The 23888-nt window shown below is 48.1% G+C and carries 17 protein-coding genes, 3 tRNA genes and 5 pseudogenes; 14 read left to right on the forward strand and 11 right to left on the reverse strand.

Features of this window, described 5'->3' with window-relative positions:
- Window positions 1–9: 9 nt before the first annotated feature.
- The 4 genes from ACWWJF_RS09870 to ACWWJF_RS09885 all read left to right on the forward strand — a co-directional run bounded on the left by ACWWJF_RS09870 (window position 10) and on the right by ACWWJF_RS09885 (window position 3806).
- Window positions 10–1008: a sulfate ABC transporter substrate-binding protein gene (locus ACWWJF_RS09870; protein ID WP_455871021.1), complete on the forward strand. Its 999-nt coding sequence runs from the start codon at window positions 10–12 to the stop codon at window positions 1006–1008.
- Between the two features lie 108 nt (window positions 1009–1116).
- Entirely contained in the window at window positions 1117–1929 is an 813-nt protein-coding gene (gene cysT, locus ACWWJF_RS09875; RefSeq protein WP_455869322.1) for a sulfate ABC transporter permease subunit CysT, read from the forward strand.
- A gap of 10 nt (window positions 1930–1939) precedes the next feature.
- Complete coding sequence (gene cysW, locus ACWWJF_RS09880; protein WP_455869323.1) at window positions 1940–2824, forward strand: sulfate ABC transporter permease subunit CysW; 885 nt, start codon at window positions 1940–1942, stop codon at window positions 2822–2824.
- Entirely contained in the window at window positions 2814–3806 is a 993-nt protein-coding gene (locus ACWWJF_RS09885; protein WP_455869324.1) for a sulfate/molybdate ABC transporter ATP-binding protein, read from the forward strand. Before cysW ends, ACWWJF_RS09885 begins: the two co-directional genes overlap by 11 nt.
- A gap of 208 nt (window positions 3807–4014) precedes the next feature.
- Here ACWWJF_RS09885 and ACWWJF_RS09890 read toward each other — a convergent pair whose 3' ends face one another.
- The 4 genes and pseudogenes from ACWWJF_RS09890 to ACWWJF_RS09905 all read right to left on the reverse strand — a co-directional run bounded on the left by ACWWJF_RS09890 (window position 4015) and on the right by ACWWJF_RS09905 (window position 7388).
- A complete protein-coding gene (locus tag ACWWJF_RS09890; RefSeq protein WP_455871022.1) occupies window positions 4015–4392 on the reverse strand; it encodes a DoxX family protein in 378 nt (125 codons plus the stop codon).
- Window positions 4393–4892: 500 nt separating this feature from the next.
- The gene (locus tag ACWWJF_RS09895) at window positions 4893–6014 is read right to left on the reverse strand and encodes an IS256 family transposase (RefSeq protein ID WP_455869325.1); all 1122 of its coding nucleotides are present in this window, start codon (window positions 6012–6014) and stop codon (window positions 4893–4895) included.
- Window positions 6015–6171: 157 nt separating this feature from the next.
- A pseudogene (gene grcA, locus ACWWJF_RS09900) lies at window positions 6172–6513 on the reverse strand (autonomous glycyl radical cofactor GrcA).
- 30 nt (window positions 6514–6543) lie between these two features.
- Window positions 6544–7388 (reverse strand): IS5 family transposase gene (locus ACWWJF_RS09905; RefSeq protein WP_455869326.1). Its coding sequence is split into 2 segments (ribosomal slippage): window positions 6544–7043 and window positions 7043–7388, totalling 846 coding nucleotides; the frame shifts between segments, so codons are not numbered across the junction.
- Window positions 7389–7832: 444 nt separating this feature from the next.
- Here ACWWJF_RS09905 and ung point away from each other — a divergent pair.
- On the forward strand, window positions 7833–8525 hold the full coding sequence (ung, locus tag ACWWJF_RS09910) for a uracil-DNA glycosylase (protein ID WP_455869327.1): 693 nt from the start codon (window positions 7833–7835) through the stop codon (window positions 8523–8525).
- 126 nt (window positions 8526–8651) lie between these two features.
- On the opposite strand, the gene ACWWJF_RS09915 is transcribed toward ung, so the two are convergent.
- Window positions 8652–8727: transfer RNA gene (locus ACWWJF_RS09915), tRNA-Ala, on the reverse strand.
- 238 nt (window positions 8728–8965) lie between these two features.
- Between ACWWJF_RS09915 and ACWWJF_RS09920 the strand changes: the two genes are divergently transcribed.
- Window positions 8966–9850 (forward strand): alpha/beta hydrolase, encoded by an 885-nt coding sequence (locus ACWWJF_RS09920; protein ID WP_455869328.1) that lies wholly within the window; start codon window positions 8966–8968, stop codon window positions 9848–9850.
- A gap of 101 nt (window positions 9851–9951) precedes the next feature.
- Here ACWWJF_RS09920 and gltX read toward each other — a convergent pair whose 3' ends face one another.
- Window positions 9952–11367, reverse strand: a complete 1416-nt coding sequence (gene gltX / locus ACWWJF_RS09925; protein ID WP_455869329.1) for a glutamate--tRNA ligase — start codon at window positions 11365–11367, stop codon at window positions 9952–9954.
- 268 nt (window positions 11368–11635) lie between these two features.
- Here gltX and ACWWJF_RS09930 point away from each other — a divergent pair.
- Together ACWWJF_RS09930 and ACWWJF_RS09935 are read left to right on the forward strand one after the other, a co-directional pair.
- Window positions 11636–11711, forward strand: a tRNA-Val gene (locus ACWWJF_RS09930).
- Between the two features lie 7 nt (window positions 11712–11718).
- Window positions 11719–11794: transfer RNA gene (locus ACWWJF_RS09935), tRNA-Lys, on the forward strand.
- A 15-nt stretch (window positions 11795–11809) separates the two neighbouring features.
- On the opposite strand, the pseudogene ACWWJF_RS09940 reads toward ACWWJF_RS09935, so the two are convergent.
- Window positions 11810–12370, reverse strand: a pseudogene (locus tag ACWWJF_RS09940) (site-specific integrase); the annotation flags it as partial.
- Between the two features lie 126 nt (window positions 12371–12496).
- On the opposite strand from ACWWJF_RS09940, the gene ACWWJF_RS09945 reads away from it, so the two are divergent.
- From ACWWJF_RS09945 to ACWWJF_RS09965, 5 genes are all read left to right on the forward strand, one after another.
- On the forward strand, window positions 12497–13828 hold the full coding sequence (locus tag ACWWJF_RS09945) for an IS4 family transposase (RefSeq protein ID WP_455869330.1): 1332 nt from the start codon (window positions 12497–12499) through the stop codon (window positions 13826–13828).
- 184 nt (window positions 13829–14012) lie between these two features.
- A protein-coding gene (locus ACWWJF_RS09950; RefSeq protein ID WP_455869069.1) for an IS5 family transposase occupies window positions 14013–14857 on the forward strand; the annotation gives its coding sequence in 2 pieces (ribosomal slippage) (window positions 14013–14358 and window positions 14358–14857; 846 coding nt in all).
- Between the two features lie 118 nt (window positions 14858–14975).
- Window positions 14976–16004, forward strand: coding sequence for an IS481 family transposase (locus tag ACWWJF_RS09955; protein ID WP_455869331.1), 1029 nt, complete (start codon window positions 14976–14978; stop codon window positions 16002–16004).
- A 144-nt stretch (window positions 16005–16148) separates the two neighbouring features.
- A protein-coding gene (locus ACWWJF_RS09960) for an IS3 family transposase (RefSeq protein ID WP_455869332.1) occupies window positions 16149–17317 on the forward strand; the annotation gives its coding sequence in 2 pieces (ribosomal slippage) (window positions 16149–16404 and window positions 16404–17317; 1170 coding nt in all).
- Between the two features lie 152 nt (window positions 17318–17469).
- Window positions 17470–17682 carry a PLP-dependent transferase gene (locus ACWWJF_RS09965; protein ID WP_455869333.1) on the forward strand — a complete coding sequence of 71 codons (213 nt, stop codon included), beginning with the start codon at window positions 17470–17472 and terminating at the stop codon, window positions 17680–17682.
- Between the two features lie 123 nt (window positions 17683–17805).
- On the opposite strand, the pseudogene ACWWJF_RS09970 reads toward ACWWJF_RS09965, so the two are convergent.
- Window positions 17806–18021, reverse strand: a pseudogene (locus ACWWJF_RS09970) (integrase); the annotation flags it as partial.
- A gap of 74 nt (window positions 18022–18095) precedes the next feature.
- Here ACWWJF_RS09970 and ACWWJF_RS09975 point away from each other — a divergent pair.
- Window positions 18096–19019: an IS5 family transposase gene (locus tag ACWWJF_RS09975; protein ID WP_455868525.1), complete on the forward strand. Its 924-nt coding sequence runs from the start codon at window positions 18096–18098 to the stop codon at window positions 19017–19019.
- 59 nt (window positions 19020–19078) lie between these two features.
- Here the strand turns inward: ACWWJF_RS09975 and ACWWJF_RS09980 are convergent.
- The 3 genes and pseudogenes from ACWWJF_RS09980 to ACWWJF_RS09990 all read right to left on the reverse strand — a co-directional run.
- Window positions 19079–19480 (reverse strand): annotated as a pseudogene (locus tag ACWWJF_RS09980) (integrase); the annotation flags it as partial.
- Window positions 19481–19614: 134 nt separating this feature from the next.
- A pseudogene (locus ACWWJF_RS09985) lies at window positions 19615–19707 on the reverse strand (helix-turn-helix domain-containing protein); the annotation flags it as partial.
- A 420-nt stretch (window positions 19708–20127) separates the two neighbouring features.
- The gene (locus ACWWJF_RS09990; RefSeq protein ID WP_455869334.1) at window positions 20128–23694 is read right to left on the reverse strand and encodes a dermonecrotic toxin domain-containing protein; all 3567 of its coding nucleotides are present in this window, start codon (window positions 23692–23694) and stop codon (window positions 20128–20130) included.
- Between the last annotated feature and the right edge of the window lie 194 nt (window positions 23695–23888).

The raw sequence follows: 23888 nt of genomic DNA on the forward strand, positions 1-23888 counted from the left end.
GTGATAATGATGTCAATACGTCGTCTGGGAGTATCTCTTGCAGTAGCAACGGTATTATTTGCGGGCGCTGCGTCTGCGGCAACGGAATTGTTGAACGTGTCTTATGACCCAACGCGTGAGCTGTATCAGGAGTATAACGCTGCCTTCATTAAACACTGGAAAGAAACCACGGGTGAAACACTTTCCATTAAAAACTCCCACGGTGGCTCCGGCAAACAGGCGCGTTCGGTCATCGATGGTTTGCAGGCGGACGTTGTGACGCTGGCTCTGGCGGGCGATATTGATGCCCTGAATCTTAATCAGCCGCTGATCGATCCTAAGTGGCAGGCACGTCTGCCGGATAACAGTACGCCTTACACCTCTACCATTGTGTTCCTGGTGCGCAAAGGTAACCCGAAAAACATCAAGGACTGGGGCGATCTGGTGAAACCGGGCGTAGAAGTGATCACGCCTAACCCGAAAACCTCCGGCGGTGCGCGTTGGAACTTCCTGGCGGCCTGGGCTTATGCCAAGCACCTGCCGGGGGGAAGTGATGAAAGCGCACTGAAATTTGTGACTGAGCTTTATCGCCATGCGCCGGTATTAGATACCGGTGCGCGCGGCGCCACTATCAGTTTCGTACAACGCCAACTGGGCGATGTATTGCTGGCGTGGGAAAACGAAGCCTATCTGTCACTGAAAGAGCAGGGTGGCGATCAGTTGGAAATCGTCACGCCGTCGCTGTCTATTCTGGCAGAGCCGTCGGTTGCCGTTGTGGACAAAGTGGTTGAGCGCAAAGGCACACAAAAACAGGCTGAAGCCTACCTGAAATACCTTTACAGCGACGATGCGCAGCACATTATCGGTAAGAACTTCTACCGCCCGCGCAATGCCAAGATTGCTGAAGAATTCAAAGGTCAATTCGCACCGGTGAAACTGGTAACCATCGATGAAGAGTTTGGCGGCTGGACCAAAGTGCAGGACCAATACTTTAACGACGGTGGCGTTTTTGACAAGATTTTCAATTAAATCAATAAATAATTTTTAAAACGCCTACTGGTTGGCCGCTACGTTGATAGCGGCTTTGCCATGTGGATGGGCTGATTCACTGAACTATTGCATTAAGAAAGGCTTGGTATGTCACGACGCATTTCTCCCGTCATTCCTGGTTTTGGCCTTACCTTAGGGTTTAGCCTCAGCTACTTGAGTTTGATTGTGTTGATCCCGTTGGCGGGCATGTTTGTCTACGCCAGTCAGCTTACACTCACGCAATTCTGGACGTTGATCACCACTCGTCAGGTGCTGTTTTCACTGCAACTCTCTTTTGGCACGGCGCTGGCGGCGGCTTTTGTCAATGGCATTCTGGGAACCTTACTGGCCTGGGTGTTGGTGCGCTATCAGTTTCCGGGGCGCAAAGTGATCGATGCCATGATCGACATGCCTTTTGCGCTGCCCACGGCGGTGGCAGGGATTGCACTTACGGCGCTGTATGCGCCAAATGGGCTGATTGGTGGACTGTTTCCTTTCAAGATTGCTTACACCAGCCTGGGTATCACGCTGGCGTTGATCTTTGTCACCCTGCCCTTTGTGGTGAGAACGCTGCAACCGGTGCTGGCTGATATTCCTCGGGAAGTGGAAGAAGCGGCCGTCTGCCTGGGGGCAAAACCGGTTCAGGTGTTTTGGCATGTATTGCTGCCCGCTCTGCTGCCTGCCTGGTTGACGGGTTTTGCACTGGCATTTGCACGCGGAGTAGGGGAGTACGGCTCGGTGGTGTTCATTGCGGGCAATATTCCTTTTAAAACTGAAATACTGCCTCTGCTGATCGTCTCCAAGCTCGATCAGTACGACTACAAAGGTGCCACCGGTATCGGCGTATTTATGCTGTTGGTCTCTTTCATTATGTTGCTGCTGATTAACCTGTTGCTGCGTCGTATTCAGCCCAAACTGTAAGGCGGTGACAATGGAACAGATAATTGCTACCGCAGCGCGTGCTCCCAAGAGAAAAAAACGCGCAACGACTTATTACGTGCTGGTGACGTTGGCCTGGCTGGTGTTTTTTCTGGTTCTGGTATTGCCGCTATTGATGGTGCTGACGCAGGGATTGGCGAAAGGCGTGGGGGCATTTTGGCAGGCGATTTCGGAACCGGATGCGATTTCAGCGCTGAAACTGACGCTATTGGCGACGGCTATCTCTCTACCGCTTAATGTGTTGTTCGGATTGGCGACCGCCTGGAGCGTGACTAAATTTGAATTTCGCGGCAAAAGCTTGCTGTTAGCACTGATTGACTTGCCCTTCTCTGTATCGCCGGTGGTAGTGGGGTTGGTGTATGTGCTGCTGTTTGGTGCACAAAGCTATTTTTACCCTTTACTGACCGCGCACCATCTTGAAATTGTCTATGCCGTGCCGGGGATCGTTCTGGCAACCATTTTTGTCACCTTGCCCTATGTGGCGCGCGAGCTGATTCCTTTGATGGAACAGCAGGGCACCCAGGAGGAGGAGGCTGCCCGTTTGCTGGGTGCCAACGGCTGGCAGATGTTCTGGTATATCACGCTGCCCAATGTGAAATGGGCGTTGATTTACGGTGTGGTGCTCTGTACGGCGCGTGCGATGGGTGAGTTTGGTGCGGTGTCCGTGGTCTCTGGCCATATTCGTGGTTTGACCAACACCTTGCCGTTGCACATTGAGATCCTTTACAACGAATACAACATTGTAGCGGCCTTTAGCGTGGCGATTTTGCTGCTGCTGATGTCGTTAGTGGTATTGCTGCTGCGCCAATGGAGCGAAGGGCGTTTGGCAAAACAGGTTGAGAAACACCAACAGGAGCTGGCTCAAAATGAGCATTGATATTCGTAATATAAACAAACAGTTTGGCCAGTTCCGGGCCTTGAATGAAATTAATCTGGCAATCAACAGCGGCGAGCTGGTGGCTCTGCTGGGGCCATCGGGCTGTGGCAAAACGACCTTGTTGCGTATTATTGCTGGTTTGGAAAAGCCGGATAGCGGGCAGATTGTTTTTCACGGTGAAGATGTGTCGGTGCATGATGTGCGCGACCGCAATGTTGGCTTTGTGTTCCAGCACTATGCGCTGTTTCGCCATATGACCGTGTTTGACAACGTGGCGTTTGGGCTGCGTATGAAACCGCGCAGTATCCGCCCTTCCAAGCGCGATATTGAAGCGAAAGTGCACGAGTTGCTGAACATGGTGCAGTTAAACTGGCTGGCAGATCGTTATCCAGAACAGCTCTCTGGCGGACAAAGCCAGCGTATTGCGCTGGCACGCGCGCTGATTGTTGAACCGCGTATTTTGCTGCTGGATGAGCCCTTTGGTGCGCTGGATGCTAAAGTGCGTAAAGAGCTGCGCCGCTGGCTGTCACGTTTACACGAAAACATCAATCTGACATCGGTGTTTGTGACGCACGATCAGGAAGAAGCGATGGAAGTTGCCGATCGCATTGTGCTGATGAATAAGGGGGTTATTGAGCAGATCGGCTCACCTGCTGAGGTGTATAACCATCCGGCCAGCGAGTTTGTTTATCACTTCCTTGGTGACAGCAACCGCCTGAAAGTGGCGCACAGCGATAAACCGATCCTGTTCCGTCCCCATGAAGTGGCGGTTTCTGCGGAGGTGCAAGACGGATTTCAGCCGGTGGTGGTGCGGGATATCCGTCCATTGGGGGCATTGACTCGTCTGTCGTTGAAAGTCGAAGGTGAGCCCGAACTGATTGAAGCCGAGGTCGCACAAGACGACATCAACCTTAACGGCTTGAAGCGTGGTGATGTTATCCAGTTCAAACCCAAAGTGTATAACCACGATTGGGAAATCTAAACGACGGCTACGGTTTCAAAAAATACCACAAAGTTCATAAAAAACGCCCGCCATCGCGGGCATTCAGACTGATGACAAAACCATTTCATCCTCGGCGAAAGCCGGGGATCTCTGCCAGAAGGAGCGCGTTTCATCTGCAAGAGATTCCCGCCTGCGCGGGAATGACTCTTTTAGGTGGGTTTTTCATTCAAATCGTTTGACAGTAAAATTAACGGTAATCTGGGTTGGACACCACAGAGTAACGTCCACTGCCTACCAGCGTGATGATCAGGCCACCGAAGAAGTAGAGAGCTTCCACTTCCAATGCCCAGGCACCGACTTTGGTCAGAGTAAAGAAATTACCGATACCAACCATCAGAGTGGCAACCACTAATGTAAAAGCGGCAATCAGGCCGGAAATGCGGGTAAATACACCTAAAATAATCAGGATCGGCGCAACCACTTCACCAATGTACACGCCATAAGCGATAAAGCCTGGCAGGCCCGCCGCTTGCAGCATCTGCACGATCCAACCCACGCCGTGCTCTATTTTGGCTACGCCGTGAAACAGCAACAAAATACCAATGGTCAGACGCAGTAGCAGAATACCGGCATCCTAATGGTCTGCGAGGCGATTGAATGACCGATTGAGCTGAGCAATCATAATAATTAACCCTATGTATGTTCACAAAAATTGTGGGAAGGACAACAGGGCGTAGTGTCGCCATTTTAGTGACGCAGAGAAAACAAATTTATTTGACATAGCTAATCAAAAAAATTGCTGTGGTATGGGCGAATGGCTATTTGACCGCGATGTTGAAATGAATATAGCAAGGCCACTGATAGGCATAGATTAACAAAGGTCCCTTTTCGGGCAGGATGGCCGTTGGATGAAGGCCGCTGTATGGAATATGATGTGTTGTTTTATGGGTCTTCCCCGATCATGGTGGGAAGGCTCAGAACGCCATATCCAGCTTCCCGTAGGACCCTGTACATGATTCTGTGTAAATGCCTTTCTCAGTAGTGACCGTCCAGGCGGTCACCGAACTCGATAATAAAACGGCTCATTGCCATACGCCAGTCCCGCAGTGGCATCGTCCATTTCTGTTAGGCCGACTGGATTGCCAGCCACACCACCTTTTTCACTGCGTCGTCAGTCGGGAACACCTTGCGTATTTTAATCGCATGCCGGATCACACTGTTCAGCGACTCGATGGCGTTGGTTGTGTCGATGACTTTGCGGATATCTGCCGGGTAAGCGAAGAACGTTGCCAGATTGCTCCAGTTCGTCTGCCAGAGCTCCGGCTTATCTGTGGATAGCGGCTGTCCCATGCGCTGGCGAATGCTTCTAGCGCCCTGCTGGCCTGCTTCTTCCGTAGCGGCCTGATAGATGGCTTTCAGGTCGCGTGTGACGGCTTTGTAGTCCTTCCAAGAGACGAACCTCAGGCTGTTGCGTACCATGTGCACGATGCACCGCTGGATGCGGGCTTCCGGATACACCGCGTTGATGGCGTCCGGGAAGCCTTTCAGACCGTCGACACAGGCGATGAGGATATCGTTCAGGCCGCGGTTTTTTAGTTCTGTCAGCACATTGAGCCAGAACTTCGCGCCCTCGTTTTCGGCCAGCCACATACCCAGCAGTTCTTTCTGGCCCTCGATGTTGATACCCAGTACCAGGAACACGGATTTATTGATGACGCGACTGTCCTGCTGGACCTTCAGGATGATACAGTCAAGGTAAACAATGGGATAGACTGCATCCAGTGGACGATTTTGCCATTCAGTAACCTGTTCCATCACGGCGTCGGTGACCTTCGAGACCAGCGCCGGTGAGACATCCGCGTCATACAGCTCGTTGAACGCAGACGCTATCTCGCGGGTGGTCATCCCTCTGGCGTACAGGGACAGGATTTGGTTATCCATCCCGGTGATCCGGGTCTGGTTTTTCTTCACCAGTTGTGGTTCGAAGGAGCCATCACGATCGCGCGGAGTACGTAGTTCCAGAGGACCATCGCCGGTGGTCACGGTGTTTGTGGAATAGCCGTTGCGGGAGTTGGCCCGCGGTTTGGGCTGATTTTTATCGTAGCCCAGATGGTGGGACATTTCGGCGTTGAGAGCAGCCTCAACGCTGATTTTCTTCAGCAGGCGATCGAATTGGCTGAGATCGTCAGGGGTTTTGAGATTTTTGGCCAGTTCGTTAGCCAGAGCCTGCAACTGTTTTTCGTCCATAAATTAACCTGTTTTTGATGTTGGATTGAACATATCAAAATCAGGCAATTACACAAATTTATGTACAGGATCTCTCCCGGCACAAACGCCGGGAACAAACCAGAGCACAAAAAAAGGAGCTTTCGCTCCTTTTTTATTACGGCAACCGTACGTACGATTATAGGCTTTCAGTGAAAGTACGCGTAATCACGTCACGTTGCTGTTCTGGGGTCAGTGAGTTGAAACGCACTGCATAACCAGAAACACGGATGGTCAACTGCGGGTATTTTTCCGGGTGTTTTACCGCATCTTCCAGCGTTTCACGGCGCAGAACGTTCACGTTCAGGTGTTGCCCCCCTTCCACGCGCACTTCCGGTTTGATTTACAACGGAAATTCACGATATTCAAACTGCCCCAGATCGCTCACCGGAACGATTTGATCTTCGCTGTAATCCGCTTTTGCGCAAACGCAGCGTGCTTCTGATTTTTCTTCATCGAGCAGCCAGAAAGAGTTAACCAGAGCGTTATTGTTAGCTTTAGGCTGTGTCCCTTAATTACATAACATCTGGTAAAACAGGCGGATGCAGCCCAGTTTCAACATTGCCAGATAATTCCTCGCCGTTTTGTCGTAACGTGTCGCAATGCGACGGTATTCTTTCAGACGGCCAAAGCACCGCTCAACAACGTTCCGATTGCGGTAGGCGTCACGATCGAGCTTTGAACGACCATCCACCGCCATTTTTTCAGTGGATTTTCGGGGGATGACAGTTTTTATACCTCTGTTTTTCAGCTCGTTACGTAATACATGCCCGGAATACGCCTTGTCAGCCAGCACCGCATGACCACGGCGTTTCATACTGCCGTTCTGGCGTTGAACACCAATACCGTCCAAAAGACGTAGTGCAAACTGACTTTCATAAGCCTGACCGGGGCTCAACACGATGTTTAACGGAAGACCACTTCCGTCTGTAGCCATATGGATTTTGGTGCCAAAACCACCTCGAGAGCGACCCAGCCCATTATCTCCGGTGATATCGGGATGTTTTTTTGAGCACCGGCAGCACATTTCAGCGCCCTGATATTGCTACCATCCAGCGCAGTCGCTGACCAGTCCACGAGGCCATGGGCATCAAGTGATGAAAGTAACTTATTGAAAATAATGTTAATGACTCCCGATTTTGACCATCGGTTAAAGCGGTTATAAACGGTTTTCCATGGGCCGTATCGCTCAGGTAAATCACGCCATGGGGCACCAGAGCACAGCCCCCAGAACATGCCATTGATAATCATGCGATGCTCAGCCCATGGGCGTCCGGCCTGTGGTGTTGCTGGTTCAGCAGGGAGTAAGGGCTGGATGATAGCCCATGCTTCATCGGGAAGGTCGTAGCGAGCCATAGTTAAAAATGATGTAGAAACAAACAGTTAGTATAACTCATAGGATTAAGGGACACAGCCTAGTAATTTGAATGCCAGTAACCATAATTGCCTCCGTAAAACAGCAGAATCGTGTCTGAACCTGAGAAGGGTTGCAGTACTCACCAACACGAGGTTTTAACCACAAAATGAAATTCACTTACCTTGTGTAGTTATATACCAGTACCTTAGCTGTCAATCTTTGATTTAAATCAATTAATTCAGGGTGTAAAAATCAGGCACAACAGCAATTAATTGTTTTACATCAATTTTAACCAAAAGATGTGATGCAATTATTTTTGTAAATTTTCAACTTTTTTATAATTTTCACTTCATTACCATCAACTTTCCCGCCACAGTGTTTTACCTTGAGAGCAGAGATCGGTAAGCTACAGCCTCTTTCACAACACACGCATCGAGGACAGGATGACAACCGAACTAACGTGGCATGACGTTTTGGCACAGGAAAAAGAGCAGCCTTATTTTGTGCAAACGTTGACGTTTGTCGGCAATGCCCGCGCCGAAGGAAAGATAATTTATCCCCCGCAGAAAGATGTGTTTAACGCCTTTCGCTATACAGAGTTCAATCAGGTCAAGGTGGTGATACTGGGACAAGACCCCTATCACGGGCCGAATCAAGCGCACGGCCTGTCATTCTCCGTCCGCCCGGGCATTCCCGCACCGCCGTCATTAATGAACATGTACAAAGAGCTGGCGAACGATATTCCCGGTTTTACGATCCCTCAGCATGGATGCCTGCAAAGCTGGGCGGAGCAAGGTGTACTGCTGTTAAACACCGTGTTAACGGTGGAGGCAGGTCAGGCGCATTCCCACGCCAACCTCGGCTGGGAAACCTTTACCGATCGCGTGATTAGCGCATTGAATGAAAAGCGTGATGGCATCGTGTTTCTGCTGTGGGGAGCACACGCGCAGAGAAAAGGCAGCATTATCGACACGCAACGCCATCATGTGCTGAAATCCCCGCACCCGTCGCCGTTGTCTGCACACCGTGGCTTTCTGGGCTGTCGCCACTTTTCCAAGACGAATCAATTCCTGATACAGCAGGGGCAGTCGCCAATTGATTGGATGCCACGGCTACCGGGTTCAGCAGATCAGTAATACCATCGGTTCGCAAGCCGCGACACAGCAATGCAAATCGCTTGCGAACTGAGCTCTATATGAGAATTGACTACGCCATAGCGGTGGTCTTGGGGACAAAACCGGGGAAATAAAAACAAGAAGGAGTGGTGGAGCTAAGCGGGATCGAACCGCTGACCTCTTGCATGCCATGCAAGCGCTCTCCCAGCTGAGCTATAGCCCCATTACATCAGACAGTGACACTGATTGTCTGTGTGAACGGCCCGAATAATATGCAACCCGCCCAGGTGTGTCAACGGCTAAATCTCTTTCTGCCGTCAACCGCTGAAAAAGCCGCCAGCACGCCGCTTTTATCAACGCTTGTGGCGTAATACCGCGCACAAGAACAGAAAAAACGCTGGTAATGATAACGGGTTTTATTATCATCTTTTATTCGTTCATCAGAACCTTAACAGGTCGTTATGCGCTATTTGCCCGTTGTGCTTATTACTCTGATCGCCTCCAGCCTTTTACCCGCGCGGGCACAACCCCCTGTCGCTACGCTCTCTGAAAACGCAAAACGCTACTTCAGCATTGAGCAACACGATATGGAAAGCCCCCGTCAGCTTCAGTACCGTGTCTTTATCGCTACGCCGCGTGATATCGCCGCACAGGAGAAACGTCCAGTGCTCTATGTACTGGACGCCAATGCCCAGTTCCCGCTGGCGGTCAACAGTTACACCCCCGCGCAGGGACCTGCGCCTGTGATTGTCGGCATCGGCTATCGTATTGATCAAGGTTATGACATTCCTGCCCGCACCCGCGACTACACGCCTCCGGCCCCAACAATCGATCCGGATTTTGGTGTGGGCGGGGAAGCCGAGCAGTTTTATCAGTTTATCCAACACAATGTAAAACCGTGGGTAGAAACACAAGCCCCCGTTAACCCACAGCAGCAAACACTCGCCGGTCACTCCTTTGGCGGGTTATTCGTACTGTTTACCCTGTTTAATCATGGGGAATCCTTCCAGCGCTATCTGGCTGCCAGCCCGTCTATTTGGTGGGGAGACGGCGTGGTCATCCCCAAACGTTCACCGCTGCTTACGGCACACCCTACGTCAATCACGATAAGCGTAGGCGAATATGAAGAGAAGCCCCCCAAAGCCGATCCCAACCAACCTGTCGATCCGAAACGTGCCAAGCGTCAGGCGCAGCGCACCATGGTGACCAAAACGCGCGACCTGGCGGCGCAATTGCACACCGAAAACCCCGCAGCCAACTTTATCCTGTTCGAAGGTAAACACCATGGTAGCGTGATCCCCGATGCAATGGCAAAGGCGGTAGAAGTGGCCATTCAGCCACAATGAGCTCAGGATTGATTTGCGTTCATGAATAAAAAAACGCCCCGGCGGCGAACTCCCGAAAAGGAGGGCCACACGGGGCGTTAACCGATCGCTGGGTTACGCTATTATTGCTGCGCTTCACGCTCAGCGATAAAGGCCAATGCTTTATCGATGCGTGCCAATGCACGTTGCTGACCCACCGCGTGTACCGTAACATCGACGCCCGGTGATTGGCCCGCGCCAGTTACCGCCACACGCAGCGGCATACCGACTTTACCCATGCCTTGTTGCAGTTCGTCCACCGTGCCCTGAATGGCGTGATGAATGTTTTCCGCAGTCCAGTCGCTGATAGCAGCAAGCTTCTCACGCACCAGTTCCAATGGCTGGCGAGCAACCGGACGCAAGTGTTTCTTGGCAGCATCGGCATCAAACTCGGCAAAATCTTCATAGAAATAACGACAGGACGCCGCAATCTCTTTCAGTGTTTTGCAGCGCTCGCCCAACAGCGTCACCAGTTCGCACAGTTGCGGCCCGGTGCGGGTGTCGATCCCTGCCTGCTCAATGTGCCATGACAGATGCGTTGCCACATATTCAGCGGGCAGATGATTGATATAGTGATGGTTCAGCCACTGCAACTTCTCGGTATTGAAGGCGCTGGCCGATTTGCTTACAGCATCCAACGTAAACAGTTGCGTCATCTCATCAATGGAGAAAATTTCCTGATCGCCATGTGACCACCCCAAACGGATCAGGTAGTTGAGCAGCGCTTCTGGCAGATAACCATCATCGCGATACTGCATCACGCCCACGGCACCATGGCGTTTGGACAGTTTTTTGCCATCATCGCCCAGGATCATCGACACATGGGCGTATTCCGGCACCGGCGCACCCAACGCTTTCAGGATATTGATTTGGCGCGGGGTGTTGTTGATATGGTCTTCACCACGAATAACGTGCGTGATTTCCATATCCCAGTCGTCGATCACTACACAGAAGTTGTAGGTTGGTGAACCATCGGTACGGCGAATGATCAGATCGTCCAGTTCCTGATTGCTGAATTCGATCGGGCCACGAATACGGTCGTTGAAAATCACAGAACCGTCTTGCGGGTTACGAAAACGCACCACGTGAGGCTCATTATCGGCATGATGCGCATGAGAATCGCGACAGCAGCCGTCGTAGCGTGGTTTTTCACCCTTCGCCATTTGATCTTCACGCAGCGCTTCCAGACGCTCACGGCTACAATAGCATTTGTAGGCGGTGCCCTGCACCAGCATTTCATCAATCACCGCGTTGTAACGGTCAAAGCGCTTGGTCTGGTAGTACGGACCCTCATCCCAATCCAGGTTCAGCCAGTTCATGCCATCCATAATGGCATCAATGGCATCCTTCGTTGAACGCTCCAGGTCAGTGTCTTCGATACGCAAAACAAACTCACCCTGATGGTGACGGGCAAACAGCCAGGAGTAAAGCGCAGTACTAGCGCCGCCGACATGCAAATAGCCAGTGGGGCTTGGCGCGAAACGAGTTTTGATTTTCATTGGGATAATAAGCCTTGTTACTTAAGTGCGACTGGCAGACACCAGCGACGGTTCCAGCCAAAAGTTGGCGATATTCTATCACTCTGCCCTGATTCCTCAACGCTGTAACCGCATTGCGTGTTGAATAGGACTAACAATACGCCGAATTATTGACCACGAATGCCCAGAAAAACGACGTGTTGCCTAATTTTACAACGAACACGCATTTTGCATTTAAAAAGCGTTGACTCACTTTAAACTATCCCTATAATGCGACTCCACACAGCGAGGGTGATTAGCTCAGCTGGGAGAGCACCTCCCTTACAAGGAGGGGGTCGGCGGTTCGATCCCGTCATCACCCACCACTTCTGCGGGTCGTTAGCTCAGTCGGTAGAGCAGTTGACTTTTAATCAATTGGTCGCAGGTTCGAATCCTGCACGACCCACCAATTAAAATCAATAAGTTATATGTCAGTAGTCCCTTCCAGTTCTAAACAGTGGGACGGATTTGGGACATGATCTTCAAGGATAGCATCAATATGTTTCGCATGCTCAGTAAGATGGCAAGGTGCAAGGTGTGCATACCTACGTACCATTTCGATTGATTCCCAGCCTCCCATCTCCTGTAAGACGGACAAAGAGACACCAGACTGAACCAACCAACTTGCCCATGTATGACGTAGGTCATGGAATCGAAAATTTTCAATCCCCGCCCGTTTTAACGCCATTTTCCACGCAGTGTTAGAGTCAACTCTCATTTTTCGTACCGATGGTGTTATCGTCCCATCTGATCTATTACTCGCTTTAGTGTGGACAAACACCCAGCGATGATGATGACCAATCTGGTTCCTTAGCACTTTACAGGCTGTATCATTCAAGGCTACTCCGATAGCTCTACCTGATTTACTATCCTCAGGATTGATCCATGCAACACGGCGTTGCATGTCTATCTGTTGCCACTCCAGATTAATGATGTTAGAGCGTCGCAATCCTGTAGCCAAAGCGAATCGGACGGTAGATTTAAGTCACCTCGTTATACACAAGTCCGCAACGCCTTATATGCCAAGGGTTAGCGGGCTGAAATAGGCAGCCGGTGGGGTTGTAAATGAAGTGAAACCGACGTGTACTATCGCCATTTACGGCGCTGAAAAATGACACGGGATTCAGATGGCTGGGCACACCAAGAACTGGAAGGGGTAAATCTTGGTGACACGAGGCTCAATAATCGTGCCAAAGGGCTTTTGATACGGCTGGCTGAGAATCCGCAAGCCAGCATTCCGCATGCGTGCCTCGGATGGTCTGAGACGCTGGGTGCTTACCGCTTCATGGAGAACCAAGCATTCGAATGGCGAGACATTCTGCAACCTCACTGGCAGCGTACGCAGGAAAGGATCCGAGAACACGAGGTTGTGCTGTGTATCCAAGACACTACCGAGCTTGACTTCAACGGGCAGCAAATCCAAGGCTTGGGTCCTTTGAACTACGAAGCCAGGCGTGGTCTGTACCTGCATCCGACCTACGCGGTCAGTCCGGATCGCGTGGGGTTGGGCGTACTGGATGCGTGGATGTGGGCAAGAGAGCCGAAGGATGCAGACGGAAAACGCGATGGGATCAAGGAGAGTACGCGCTGGCTCGAGGGATACGAGCGAGTTGCTGAACTCGCCTCGGAGTTGCCAAACACACGTCTGGTGTACTTAGCCGATCGCGAAGCGGATATCAAGGCGTTGATGCAGCTCGCTGATGACCTTGGCACTCCGGCTGACTGGTTGATCCGCTCGACTCATAATCGCAGTCTGGACTGTAATGAGAAGCTTTGGCAGAAGGTTGGAAAGACCGTGCCGGTGGGAGAAATCCAATTCGTTATGGCGGCTCGCGCGGGGCAGAAGGCGCGTACGGTGAAACAGGCGCTGCGCGTGAAGCGAGTGTCGCTGCGTTGCGGGTTGGCAGTGACCTGTGTGATAGCCAAGGAAATTGAGCCGCCAGCAGGCGTGAAGCCGGTCGAGTGGCGGTTGCTGAGCAATCGCGTACCTGAAGGACGAGAAGATATCGTGGAGCTGATCGACTGGTATCGGGCTAGATGGGAAATCGAGATGTTCTTCAATGTGCTGAAGAACGGCTGCTGTGTCGAAGCGTTACAGTTATCGACCGTGGATCGCATTGAGCGGGCATTGGCGCTGTTCATGATCGTGGCATGGCGCATCGCCTATTTAATGCGTATGGGACGAACCTGTCCAGAGCTGGACGCAATGTTGTTCTTTGATTCCGACGAGACTCATGGCGCTTACCTACTGATGAACAAGCGTATGCCCAAGGGCCGCCCTAAGCTAAACGAAGTATTGCGCTTAGTTGCGCAACTGGGAGGCTTTCTTGCTCGAAAAGGCGACGGTGAACCAGGCGCAAAAACTATCTGGAAAGGCTTGCAGAAAGTCATGACGGCCGCCGAAACGCTACGCGCGCTCAGGCACGAACAGAGATGTGTATAACGAGGTGGGTTATAGTGGCGATACTTTGCTTTTTATCAGTCATTTATTTTTTTGCAGGTGATCATGAGCCAAAGGTAGCTGTGATTTTGCACTGGCGCAACGGGGGGATTGTAGTGGTCAACTAGGCTGTGTCCCTTAATCCCATGAGTTATACTAACTATTTGTTTCTACATCATTTTGAACTATGGCTCGCTACGACCTTCCCGATGAAGCATGGGCTATCATCCAGCCCTTACTCCCTGCTGAACCAGCAACACCACAGGCCGGACGCCCATGGGCTGAGCATCGCATGATTATCAATGGCATGTTCTGGGTGCTGTGCTCTGGTGCCCCATGGCGTGATTTACCTGAGCGATACGGCCCATGGAAAACCGTTTATAACCGCTTTAACCGATGGTCAAAATCGGGAGTCATTAACATTATTTTCAATAAGTTACTTTCATCACTTGATGCCCATGGCCTCGTGGACTGGTCAGCGACTGCGCTGGATGGTAGCAATATCAGGGCGCTGAAATGTGCTGCCGGTGCTCAAAAAAACATCCCGATATCACCGGAGATAATGGGCTGGGTCGCTCTCGAGGTGGTTTTGGCACCAAAATCCATATGGCTACAGACGGAAGTGGTCTTCCGTTAAACATCGTGTTGAGCCCCGGTCAGGCTCATGAAAGTCAGTTTGCACTACGTCTTTTGGACGGTATTGGTGTTCAACGCCAGAACGGCAGTATGAAACGCCGTGGTCATGCGGTGCTGGCTGACAAGGCGTACTCCGGGCATGTATTACGTAACGAGCTGAAAAACAGAGGTATAAAAACTGTCATCCCCCGAAAATCCACTGAAAAAATGGCGGTGGATGGTCGTTCAAAGCTCGATCGTGACGCCTACCGCAATCGGAACGTTGTTGAGCGGTGCTTTGGCCGTCTGAAAGAATACCGTCGCATTGCGACACGTTACGACAAAACGGCGAGGAATTATCTGGCAATGTTGAAACTGGGCTGCATCCGCCTGTTTTACCAGAGGCTATGTAATTAAGGGACACAGCCTAATATGTATTAGTCGCGACTTGATCTGACACTGGACCTTGAAAGGTTGAGAGTTACCGGTTTTGATATGGGTGTCGAATCCTTATACAAAACACGAGGTAACTCTCATGCTTCATACTAACAATCCCATCATCAAACACAAAGTCGGCCTGCTCAATCTCGCCGAAGAACTCGGTAACGTATCAAAAGCCTGTAAAATCATGGGGGTGTCACGCGACACGTTTTATCGCTATCAGGAACTGGCGGCAGAAGGCGGCATTGACGCTCTGGTTAACCAAAACCGCCGGGTTCCCAACCTGAAAAACCGTGCTGATGAAGCCACTGAACGTGCGGTTGTTGATTACGCCATTGAGTTCCCGGCTCATGGCCAGCACCGGACCAGTAATGAGCTGCGTAAAAAAGGCGTCTTCATTTCTGGCAGCGGTGTGCGCTCCATTTGGCAACGACACGATCTGGAAAACTTTCGTAAGCGCCTGAAGGCACTTGAGGAAAAAGTTGCCAGAGAAGGCATCGTACTTACTGATGCTCAAATCGCTGCACTGGAGAAGAAGGCGCACGACGACGAAGCCTGTGGTGAAATAGAGACTGCTCACCCGGGTTATCTGGGGTCGCAGGACACCTTCTACGTGGGTAATCTGAAAGGTGTTGGCCGTATCTACCAGCAGACGTTCGTGGATACGTACTCGAAAGTGGCGCACTGCAAGCTTTACACGAGTAAAGCACCGATCTCTGCCGCCGACCTGCTCAATGATCGCGTGCTGCCGTTCTACGAAGCTCAGGGGCTGCCAATGCTAAGAATACTGACCGACAGGGGGACGGAGTACTGCGGTAAAGTGGAACAACATGACTATCAGCTGTACTTGGCTATCAACGATATAGACCATACGAAAACGAAAGCGATGTCTCCGCAGACAAACGGTATCTGCGAGCGCTTCCATAAAACTATTTTGCAGGATTTTTATCAGGTTGCGTTCCGTAAGACGTTATACGAGGACCTAGAAAGTCTACAAAAGGATCTGGACAACTGGTTGTGGCATTACAATAATGAGCGAACTCATCAGGGTAAAATGTGCTGCGGGCGTACGCCAATGGCCACGTTACTTGATGGTAAACGAGTCTGGGCAGAAAAAATCTGAACCAGATTTAATCTGACAGACACCTGTATAAATAACCGGTAACTGTCAGATCAGGTCTGAGCTAATACAACTGTAGTGGCACACTGATACTGGCCACCTGAGCGGAGGTGATATGCTCACCTCATCAACACGACAGGTGACCTCATGGGTAAACATTTTACGGCGGAATTTAAGCTCGAAGCCGCAAAGCTGGTTGTCGACCACGGCTACACATACGTTAAGGCCGCAGAGGCGGTTAATGTCAGCCATTCTGCCATTAGTCGCTGGGTCAATAAGCTTCGCCTTGAACGACAGGGAAAAACGCCAACGGGACTTCCTCTTACCCCTGAACAGCTCGAGCTGCGTGAGATGAAGAAAAAAGTCCAATGCCTTGAAATGGAGAACGAAATCCTAAAAAAGGCTACGGCGCTCTTAATGTCGGACTCACTCAACGGTTCACGGTAGTCGACAGGCTGAGGGCGCGATACCCGGTCACGGCGTTGTGCCAAACTTTTGAGGTACATCGCAGCAGCTACAGGCACTGGCAGGCTTCCGCTAATGAACCCGACGGTGAGCGCGTGGTTAAGTGTAGCCGCGTCATGGAAGCCTGGAACGCCAGCGGCGGCTCTGCCGGCGCTCGAAGTATCGCGACCATCGTCACCGGCAGCTCCGGTGTCAACATGGGGCGCTGGCTGGCTGGCAAGCTGATGAAGGAGCTGGGTATCGCCAGCTGCCAGCGACCGGCTCACAAATACAAACGCGGCGGCAATGAACACGTTGAAATACCGAACTATCTCAACCGCCAGTTCGCGGTTACCGCGCCGGATCAGGTCTGGTGCGGCGATGTGACCTACATCTGGACGGGCAAATGCTGGGCTTACCTTGCGGTGGTGCTAGATCTGTTCGCCCGCAAACCGGTGGGCTGGGCCATGTCGACGTCGCCGGACTCGGCGCTGACAGTTAAAGCGTTGCAGATGGCCTGGGAACTCCGGGGACAACCAACAGGAGTCATGTTCCACAGCGACCAGGGCAGCCACTATACCAGCCGTCAATACCGGCAAGCCCTGTGGCGCTGCCGGATAAAGCAGAGTATGAGTCGGCGGGGTAACTGCTGGGATAATGCGCCAATGGAGCGGTTCTTCCGCAGCCTGAAGACAGAATGGGTGCCGACAAAGGGTTACAACAGCTTCAGCGAAGCCCAGGACGCGATTATCCGCTACATCACGGGGTATTACAGCGCTATCCGGCCTCACTGGTATAACGGCGGCTTAACTCCAAACGAATCTGAGCGACTGTTCTACATACAGTCTAATGCGGTGGCCAATATTAGTTGACCACTACACCACTACAGATCCAGGAGTAGAAAACTTATGCTCGTTTCTCCTAACTTATCGCGTTTTCTTCTAGCTGCGGCTCAGTCGTGGCGATTTTTGTCTGCTATTTTAGGAAGATGCCTACCATCCACACGCATAGAAAGGTCTGCGCGATGAAACTGGAATCCCTCGTGTTACACCACGGCTACACCTCAGAAGCAACCACCAAATCTGCTGCCGTGCCGATTTACCAGACAACCTCTTACACGTTTGATGATACGCAGCATGGCGCTGACCTGTTCGATCTCAAAGTGGCGGGCAATATCTACAGTCGCATCATGACATATCGTTATACACATCTTTCTAACGCACTGTTTAATCAATGAGTTACGGGTTTATCTCAGAGTGGCATTTTGAACCTCAAAAAGCCAATGGGATGGCTTGAATGCCTTAATTCACGGGGTTCTGAGCATCCTGTTCAAAAAATGGCCAAAAGATGTGTATAACGATATGGATTTAAGTGGCTCAGGACATTCATCTACAAGACGTTTTGCTTCATGTGGTTCCAGCCAACGTATCCGCTTGTTTTTAGGCTGAGGAACTTTGAGTGAAAGCGCCTTGTCAATCCATTTCCACTCTCTCTCGGCTACACGGAATAATGCTTTCATGAATGCGAGATAAACAGATTTTGTTGCGGTTGATGATGATTTTTGAGTAAGTTCAGGGCTTTGTTGAATAAATAGAAAGTTTGGGTAATCATCGGATCAGATCACCATAGTTGTTTCAACATCAGGTCTCCATGGCAAAACAAAATTTTAAAATCACTAACTGGCCCTCCTATAACAAGGCCCTCAAGCAGCGCGGTTCTCTAACCGTATGGCTAGATGAATCAGCCATTGCTGCATGGACGGAAAAAACGACTACTGAACGGCGTGGACGACCGCTCCACTACTCAGATATGGCCATCACCACAGTCCTGATGATGAAACGCGTGTTTGGCCTTTCATTGAGGGCTTTACAGGGTTTTGTTGACTCGATTTTTAAACTGATTAAATTGTCGCTGCATTGTCCAGACTATTCGCTGCTCAGCAAGCGAGCAAAGACAGTGAACATCAGCATAAAAACGCCAACCCGTGGTGAAATCTCACATCTGGTCATTGATGGAACCGGCCTGAAGGTCTTTGGCGAAGGCGAATGGAAAGTCCGGCAGCATGGTGCCGACAGACGCAGGGTGTGGCGTAAGCTGCATCTGGCAGTAGACAGTGCGACGCATGAGATTATCTGTGCGGATTTGTCGCTCAGTGGTACGACTGATGCCCAGGCTCTACCGGCACTGATAAACCAGACCCACCGGAAAATCAGAGAGGCATCGGCTGACGGCGCTTACGATACAGGTTACTGCCATGATGCTCTGCTGAGGAAGAAAATAAGGCCGCTTATCCCGCCGCGAAGGGGGGCGCAATATTGGCCGGACCACTACCACGAGCGTAACCACGCTGTTGCAAATCAGCGCCTGAGCGGCAGCAAGGATACCTGGAAAAATAAAGTGGGCTATCACCGACGCTCAGTGGCTGAAACGGCCATGTTCCGGTTCAAAACGCTTCTGGGTGGTCATCTAAGTCTGCGTGACTACGATGCTCAGGTGGGTGAAGCCATGGCGATGGTCAAAGCGCTTAACCGGATCACGCTATTAGGAATGCCGAACAGTATTCGCATCACGTAACAATCGACCTGGGGGCACAGTCGTTACAAGTTCTGATTTATTCAACAAAGCCTAAGTTCAGGTGCTATTTCTCCTTTTTTAGCTGCCGAAGCCACCCTTGCTTTCCAGTTTTCTTCATGGCGTCTATTAATCATTTGACTTACAATGGAATAAATGTTTGATTCAGTGATATCTTTTAATTTCACGCCTTCAAAATACTTTAACCAAAAACTAATTATCACTTTATCGGTATCAAGCGATTTTTTTTCGCTCTTCTCCTCAAGCCATCGTAAACAGGCTTCCTCAAATGTTACATTTGGGAAATCACCCAACTTTTCTATTCTCCATAATTCAGCTTTTCGTCGGTCGTGCAACTCCTGAGCTTGGCGCTTGTCTTCTGTGCCAAGAGATTCTTTAATACGCTTGCCGCCCGGCGTCGTGTAGTTACCGTACCAGACGTTACCTCTGCGGAATAATGACATGTTTTTTTCTCCTCATGTGCATCAACCGCGCTCACCGCGACAGTGTGCATCGGATTGTTAAGTGCCGCAAGACATGCTTGCGGAGTAATGAGATAGGGAGATTTAGATTTGGAAGGATCTTTGCGCGTGGCGACGAGCCGTCCAGAGCGAATCCAGCTATTCGCTGTTGGTCGTGAAATACCAAGAAATGTACATGCTTCGCTTAACGTAAATGGATACGCTTGCATGATGGTTACCTCTACTTAAATCAAACCGCTACGCCCTGTGTTGTGACGCGGTGCAGTCGGGGAATTGTGAATCGTAGGAATGGGCTTTGTGGTGACGGGTCATGTAATGAAGGAGAGTTAGTCTGTTGCTACCAATGTATTTAATTTAATATCCTTGCATCTCACCGTGCTAACCTTTTTTAGCGGTAGTTTCGGCTATTAAATATTCGCCGCAAGGATTTTATATAAAGTTATTATAAATCAATTAATTAAAATTTTTTCTACTTTGGGTGTGGCTATTTCCTTTTTTTATAAAGAGTTGTGCCAATCCTCTGTCACAAAATTGGCACACTTATTTTCAACTAAAATTCAATAGTCGCTCATATTTCATCTATAATTTATTTATAGCATTCATCCTTAACATTACTGAAAGGGGCTTCTTTACCTACTATCAAATAACGGGGGAAATTTTTCCTTTCCTTTTTTAGACATCAATAAATTGTTGATGTTATCAAGCTTTAATGAACTATTTTCATGAAACAAACGCATTATAAAATACGCTAAACTATCAGCATTAGAAGTAACTATTTTTGCAAACAGTGACTTATTTTGATGTAATTTTTTAAATGCTTCAGAAGTTTCATGATTTGTTTCTCCAAAGACTGATTGAACTAAATCACCTCCCCCTAAATTGAGACATTCATCATTTGTTAATATTTCTGAATTTATGAATTCACGCATGTTAATATGTTTGTAAAACTCGTCATTTGTTTCAAGGGCATAATCAACAGGTGGGTCAGGATAATAATAATTATCAACTGTTCCTAAAAAATGGCTCATTTCATGAATGATACTTTCTGTAAAACTATAGAAGCTGGAATTAAACAGAGTATCATTTATAAGTATAACTGCTGTTGCCTGTTGGTTAGCCGCAAGTGATACAGGAGGTAATTTAAACTCGTTACCTTTTCTAAATTGGTAATCGTCAGAAGAAAAGAAGAAAAAATATCTTTTGTAGTATTCTTCCTTTGAAAAAAGATTACTCAAGTTTGATAGTTCTTTTATGTTGTGTCGAAAGGTTTCAACTTGGTCAGATGAAAAATCTATGTCATCAAATGCATCACTAAGTTCTGCGTTTAATATTTCATTACTCATTTCATCTACTAACTCTCGTACTTGAGAACATATTTTTTCTGAATTTTTTAAACTTATTTTAATGATATCCAATCTGACTGGATTAATTTTCTCCATATCCGACCAGCGATAATATTCTCCAGATTCTATTACAAGCCCATCTGGAGGTATAAGATCACCAATCGGCCCTTCAATATCCACCTCAAGTGATGGTTGGAATGATTCATCATTCACATAAGGAATAGACATTCTACCTTTTGGCGAAGCCAGTAGATCCTTGGTTTCTTCTATTTCAATATTTTCAATCCTTAATTCATTATCTATAAATTTAATATTTTTCATGAGTAAATGCAGCACTAGTTGCATTAAGCTATCCGCATTCTTGCGAAGTACTTCTGCGAGTAAGCCTTTGTCTTCGAATATTTTTAAAAAAGCTTCTTCAGGCTCATGATTTAATGCTTCTTCTTCATCAAAAACTAGGGGCAATAAATCCTTTTTTGGCTTAAGGTGTCTTAAAGCGGATTCCTTATTATCTAAATCGTGAAAGAGTAGAGAATTAATATCTCTCAATTTATTAGGAGTTGTAGTTGTAAGCTTAGGGAGTGGAACTAAATCATTCATTAACTCTGCTGGCACTAATAACTCATCATTGTTTAAAGTAAAATATTCAAGACTTTTTGTCTTTTTCAAACAGCTCATTTTACTAATTAAAGCAGCTTCCATTAAACCATTTCCCAAATCAAAAAACCCATCACTTATTATTATAAAGTTATTGGAGGAGTACTCTATTTTAGGAGGCTGCTCGGTGTGAAATGCTTCTTCCATATTTTTTGATGAGGAAAAGTAAAACTTACTGTCAAAGGAAGCATTATAATTTTTAAAAATCTCGGATAGTTCTTTTGTGTTCTTTCTAAATGCATTAATTGTTTCAGGAGAAAAACTTATTTTTCCAAATGTTTTTTTAAGTTCTTCGGTTAATTCATCATCATTTAAGCTTTCAACTATGCGATTAGACTCAACACACATTTTTAGTGCATTATTAAAACACATTTTAAATATATTAAGTTTAACTGGATTACGTATTCCGAATTGTCTTGCAAAGAAACCTGATAATGATATGCCCCCCCTATTTGTGGCATTGTCTTCTATCTCCAAACTAGATTCAGAATCAGAAACACTTTGGCTAATTTTTGAACATCGTCTAGGTTCTGGATTTTCTGCGGCCATATTTCTACCAGCAACCTTGGAACCACTTCCCCCTAGCCCTTCAGTGCGAATCTTATACAAACGCTGTTTTAAAGGAATACTGACTGGCTCCAGTGTGCCATCTTCGGCAATATAATATCTTCTACCTGCAATCTCTTTTCTTATTGGAGAGTATCTTTGCCAGATATCACGACCATTGCTATCTTCGCCAACTTTTACTACCGTGATATCTTTATTCACTCCTTTCATACGGCCGGTTAAGAGCTTATTTTTCTCATCATCAATATTAAGTGAATCTCGTATAGTCGTTGCATCTGATAACTCACTGAGTTCTGATAGTTCGTTTTTCACTTCAATAAATTTAGCGAAACCGGCAAACAGTAACGTTGTCCCAATATCTATACTGGCAGCCCAAAAACCCTCTTTGCGTTCTTCTTCAGTATCACCGGTGACTGCTTGGTGAATCTCCATCCCTATCTGCGCAGCAAAAGCTCCCGTTGCTAATACTGCTCCAAAAGCCCCACCGACCAATCCAATGATAGGGCCAAACATTTGATTAGCTATCTTTGCGTAACCTAACCATTGCTCCCAAGTAATTTCGGCATTTGATTTTATCAGTATATCTGCATCACTAAAGCTTCTATCTTTTGTTTGTTCTATAACGGTCAAAAGGGCGTCATTCGCAAAGAAATAATTACCATGTTTATCAATCTCTTTTATACCCCACGACCCTGACGCTAAGTCTAGCAGACCATTATCCACCCCGGTATGAAAAGTGCCATCCTGACGATTATACAGAGAAAAATGACTTTCTAGTCTGGAACGTTTGTCTGAATTTTTACCTTGTTCTACAATCCAGTGACGCATCGCTGTATCATTCTCAAAAGCCTCAAATGGTCTTTTTTCGCCAGGAATATAGAGGATTTCATGACCATCATTTTTTACAAATCGTAAAATATCATTGGAAGAATAGCTATTGATATCGAGAGAATATATATATCCCTGCGAATAGGTTTTACTCGTCAATTGGTTGATGGTAACTGGACCTTCTAAAGGAAGATGAGGAACCACTGTTTGCATGACCAATTTATAATCATCCTCAGAAAGAACACCCTCTAACTTGGCCCGTCTTGCTTCTGAAGCAAACGTCGCTTTAGCTAAAGTGAGCATATCGGCTTCATGATTTTCCCAGAAGGTACTAAGGCTATTTTTTACCTGCGCATAAAAATCATTTTCCACTAATATTTTTCTCAGGTCAGAAGGTAAGATTCGCACTTCATTCTCAGTGCCATAATGTTTTTCTCCTGGGCCTGCTTTATAAACTCCGTATTCTGAATTCAACGTGTTTTCAACCCGCTCGCGGTCAGCTGCATTGAAGTTTTTAAATGCAAGTTCAGTTAACGTCAAAGATCTTAACGGTTCTTGATGTTCCCACCCATTATAGGTTTTATTAGAGGGAGATGCCCATTTAAAAAAATGCAAGTAAACTTTATCCGGGTCTACATCCTGCCCGGTCAATTCCTTTATGTGCTCTTGCATAAAACTTTTTGCCATCAACTTCAAGTTTGGAATGTTTTTTAAAACTTTACTTTTAAATTCATAATAATTTTTTATCTCTAACATTTCGTTTAAATGCGTATCTTTTTTATTTGAGATTTCTTGACTCATAGTTAATACCCTTATGATTTCTTGTTATTATTTTAGGATTTAAATTTCTTCGTCCTAAAACACAATTGTTAAAAACAATAAAATTTTCACTGTCAGTTTTGACTAAGATTTGTTGATACTTTTATTCTGGATTACCTCCTTAAAAACTGTTTAAATTTTGTGCAAATGGGCATTTTTGTGTATAAACCGGCGAT

The sequence above is a fragment of the Symbiopectobacterium sp. Eva_TO genome (assembly GCF_053848865.1).

Excerpts from the sequence above, each read along its gene's own strand:
- ACWWJF_RS09870 (WP_455871021.1), top strand. The coding sequence starts at position 10 with ATGTCAATACGTCGTCTGGGAGTATCTCTTGCAGTAGCAACGGTATTA.
- cysT (WP_455869322.1), top strand. The coding sequence starts at position 1,117 with ATGTCACGACGCATTTCTCCCGTCATTCCTGGTTTTGGCCTTACCTTA.
- cysW (WP_455869323.1), top strand. The coding sequence starts at position 1,940 with ATGGAACAGATAATTGCTACCGCAGCGCGTGCTCCCAAGAGAAAAAAA.
- ACWWJF_RS09885 (WP_455869324.1), top strand. The coding sequence starts at position 2,814 with ATGAGCATTGATATTCGTAATATAAACAAACAGTTTGGCCAGTTCCGG.
- ACWWJF_RS09895 (WP_455869325.1), bottom strand. The coding sequence starts at position 6,014 with ATGGACGAAAAACAGTTGCAGGCTCTGGCTAACGAACTGGCCAAAAAT.
- ung (WP_455869327.1), top strand. The coding sequence starts at position 7,833 with ATGACAACCGAACTAACGTGGCATGACGTTTTGGCACAGGAAAAAGAG.
- ACWWJF_RS09920 (WP_455869328.1), top strand. The coding sequence starts at position 8,966 with ATGCGCTATTTGCCCGTTGTGCTTATTACTCTGATCGCCTCCAGCCTT.
- gltX (WP_455869329.1), bottom strand. The coding sequence starts at position 11,367 with ATGAAAATCAAAACTCGTTTCGCGCCAAGCCCCACTGGCTATTTGCAT.
- ACWWJF_RS09945 (WP_455869330.1), top strand. The coding sequence starts at position 12,497 with ATGACACGGGATTCAGATGGCTGGGCACACCAAGAACTGGAAGGGGTA.
- ACWWJF_RS09955 (WP_455869331.1), top strand. The coding sequence starts at position 14,976 with ATGCTTCATACTAACAATCCCATCATCAAACACAAAGTCGGCCTGCTC.
- ACWWJF_RS09965 (WP_455869333.1), top strand. The coding sequence starts at position 17,470 with ATGAAACTGGAATCCCTCGTGTTACACCACGGCTACACCTCAGAAGCA.
- ACWWJF_RS09975 (WP_455868525.1), top strand. The coding sequence starts at position 18,096 with ATGGCAAAACAAAATTTTAAAATCACTAACTGGCCCTCCTATAACAAG.
- ACWWJF_RS09990 (WP_455869334.1), bottom strand. The coding sequence starts at position 23,694 with ATGAGTCAAGAAATCTCAAATAAAAAAGATACGCATTTAAACGAAATG.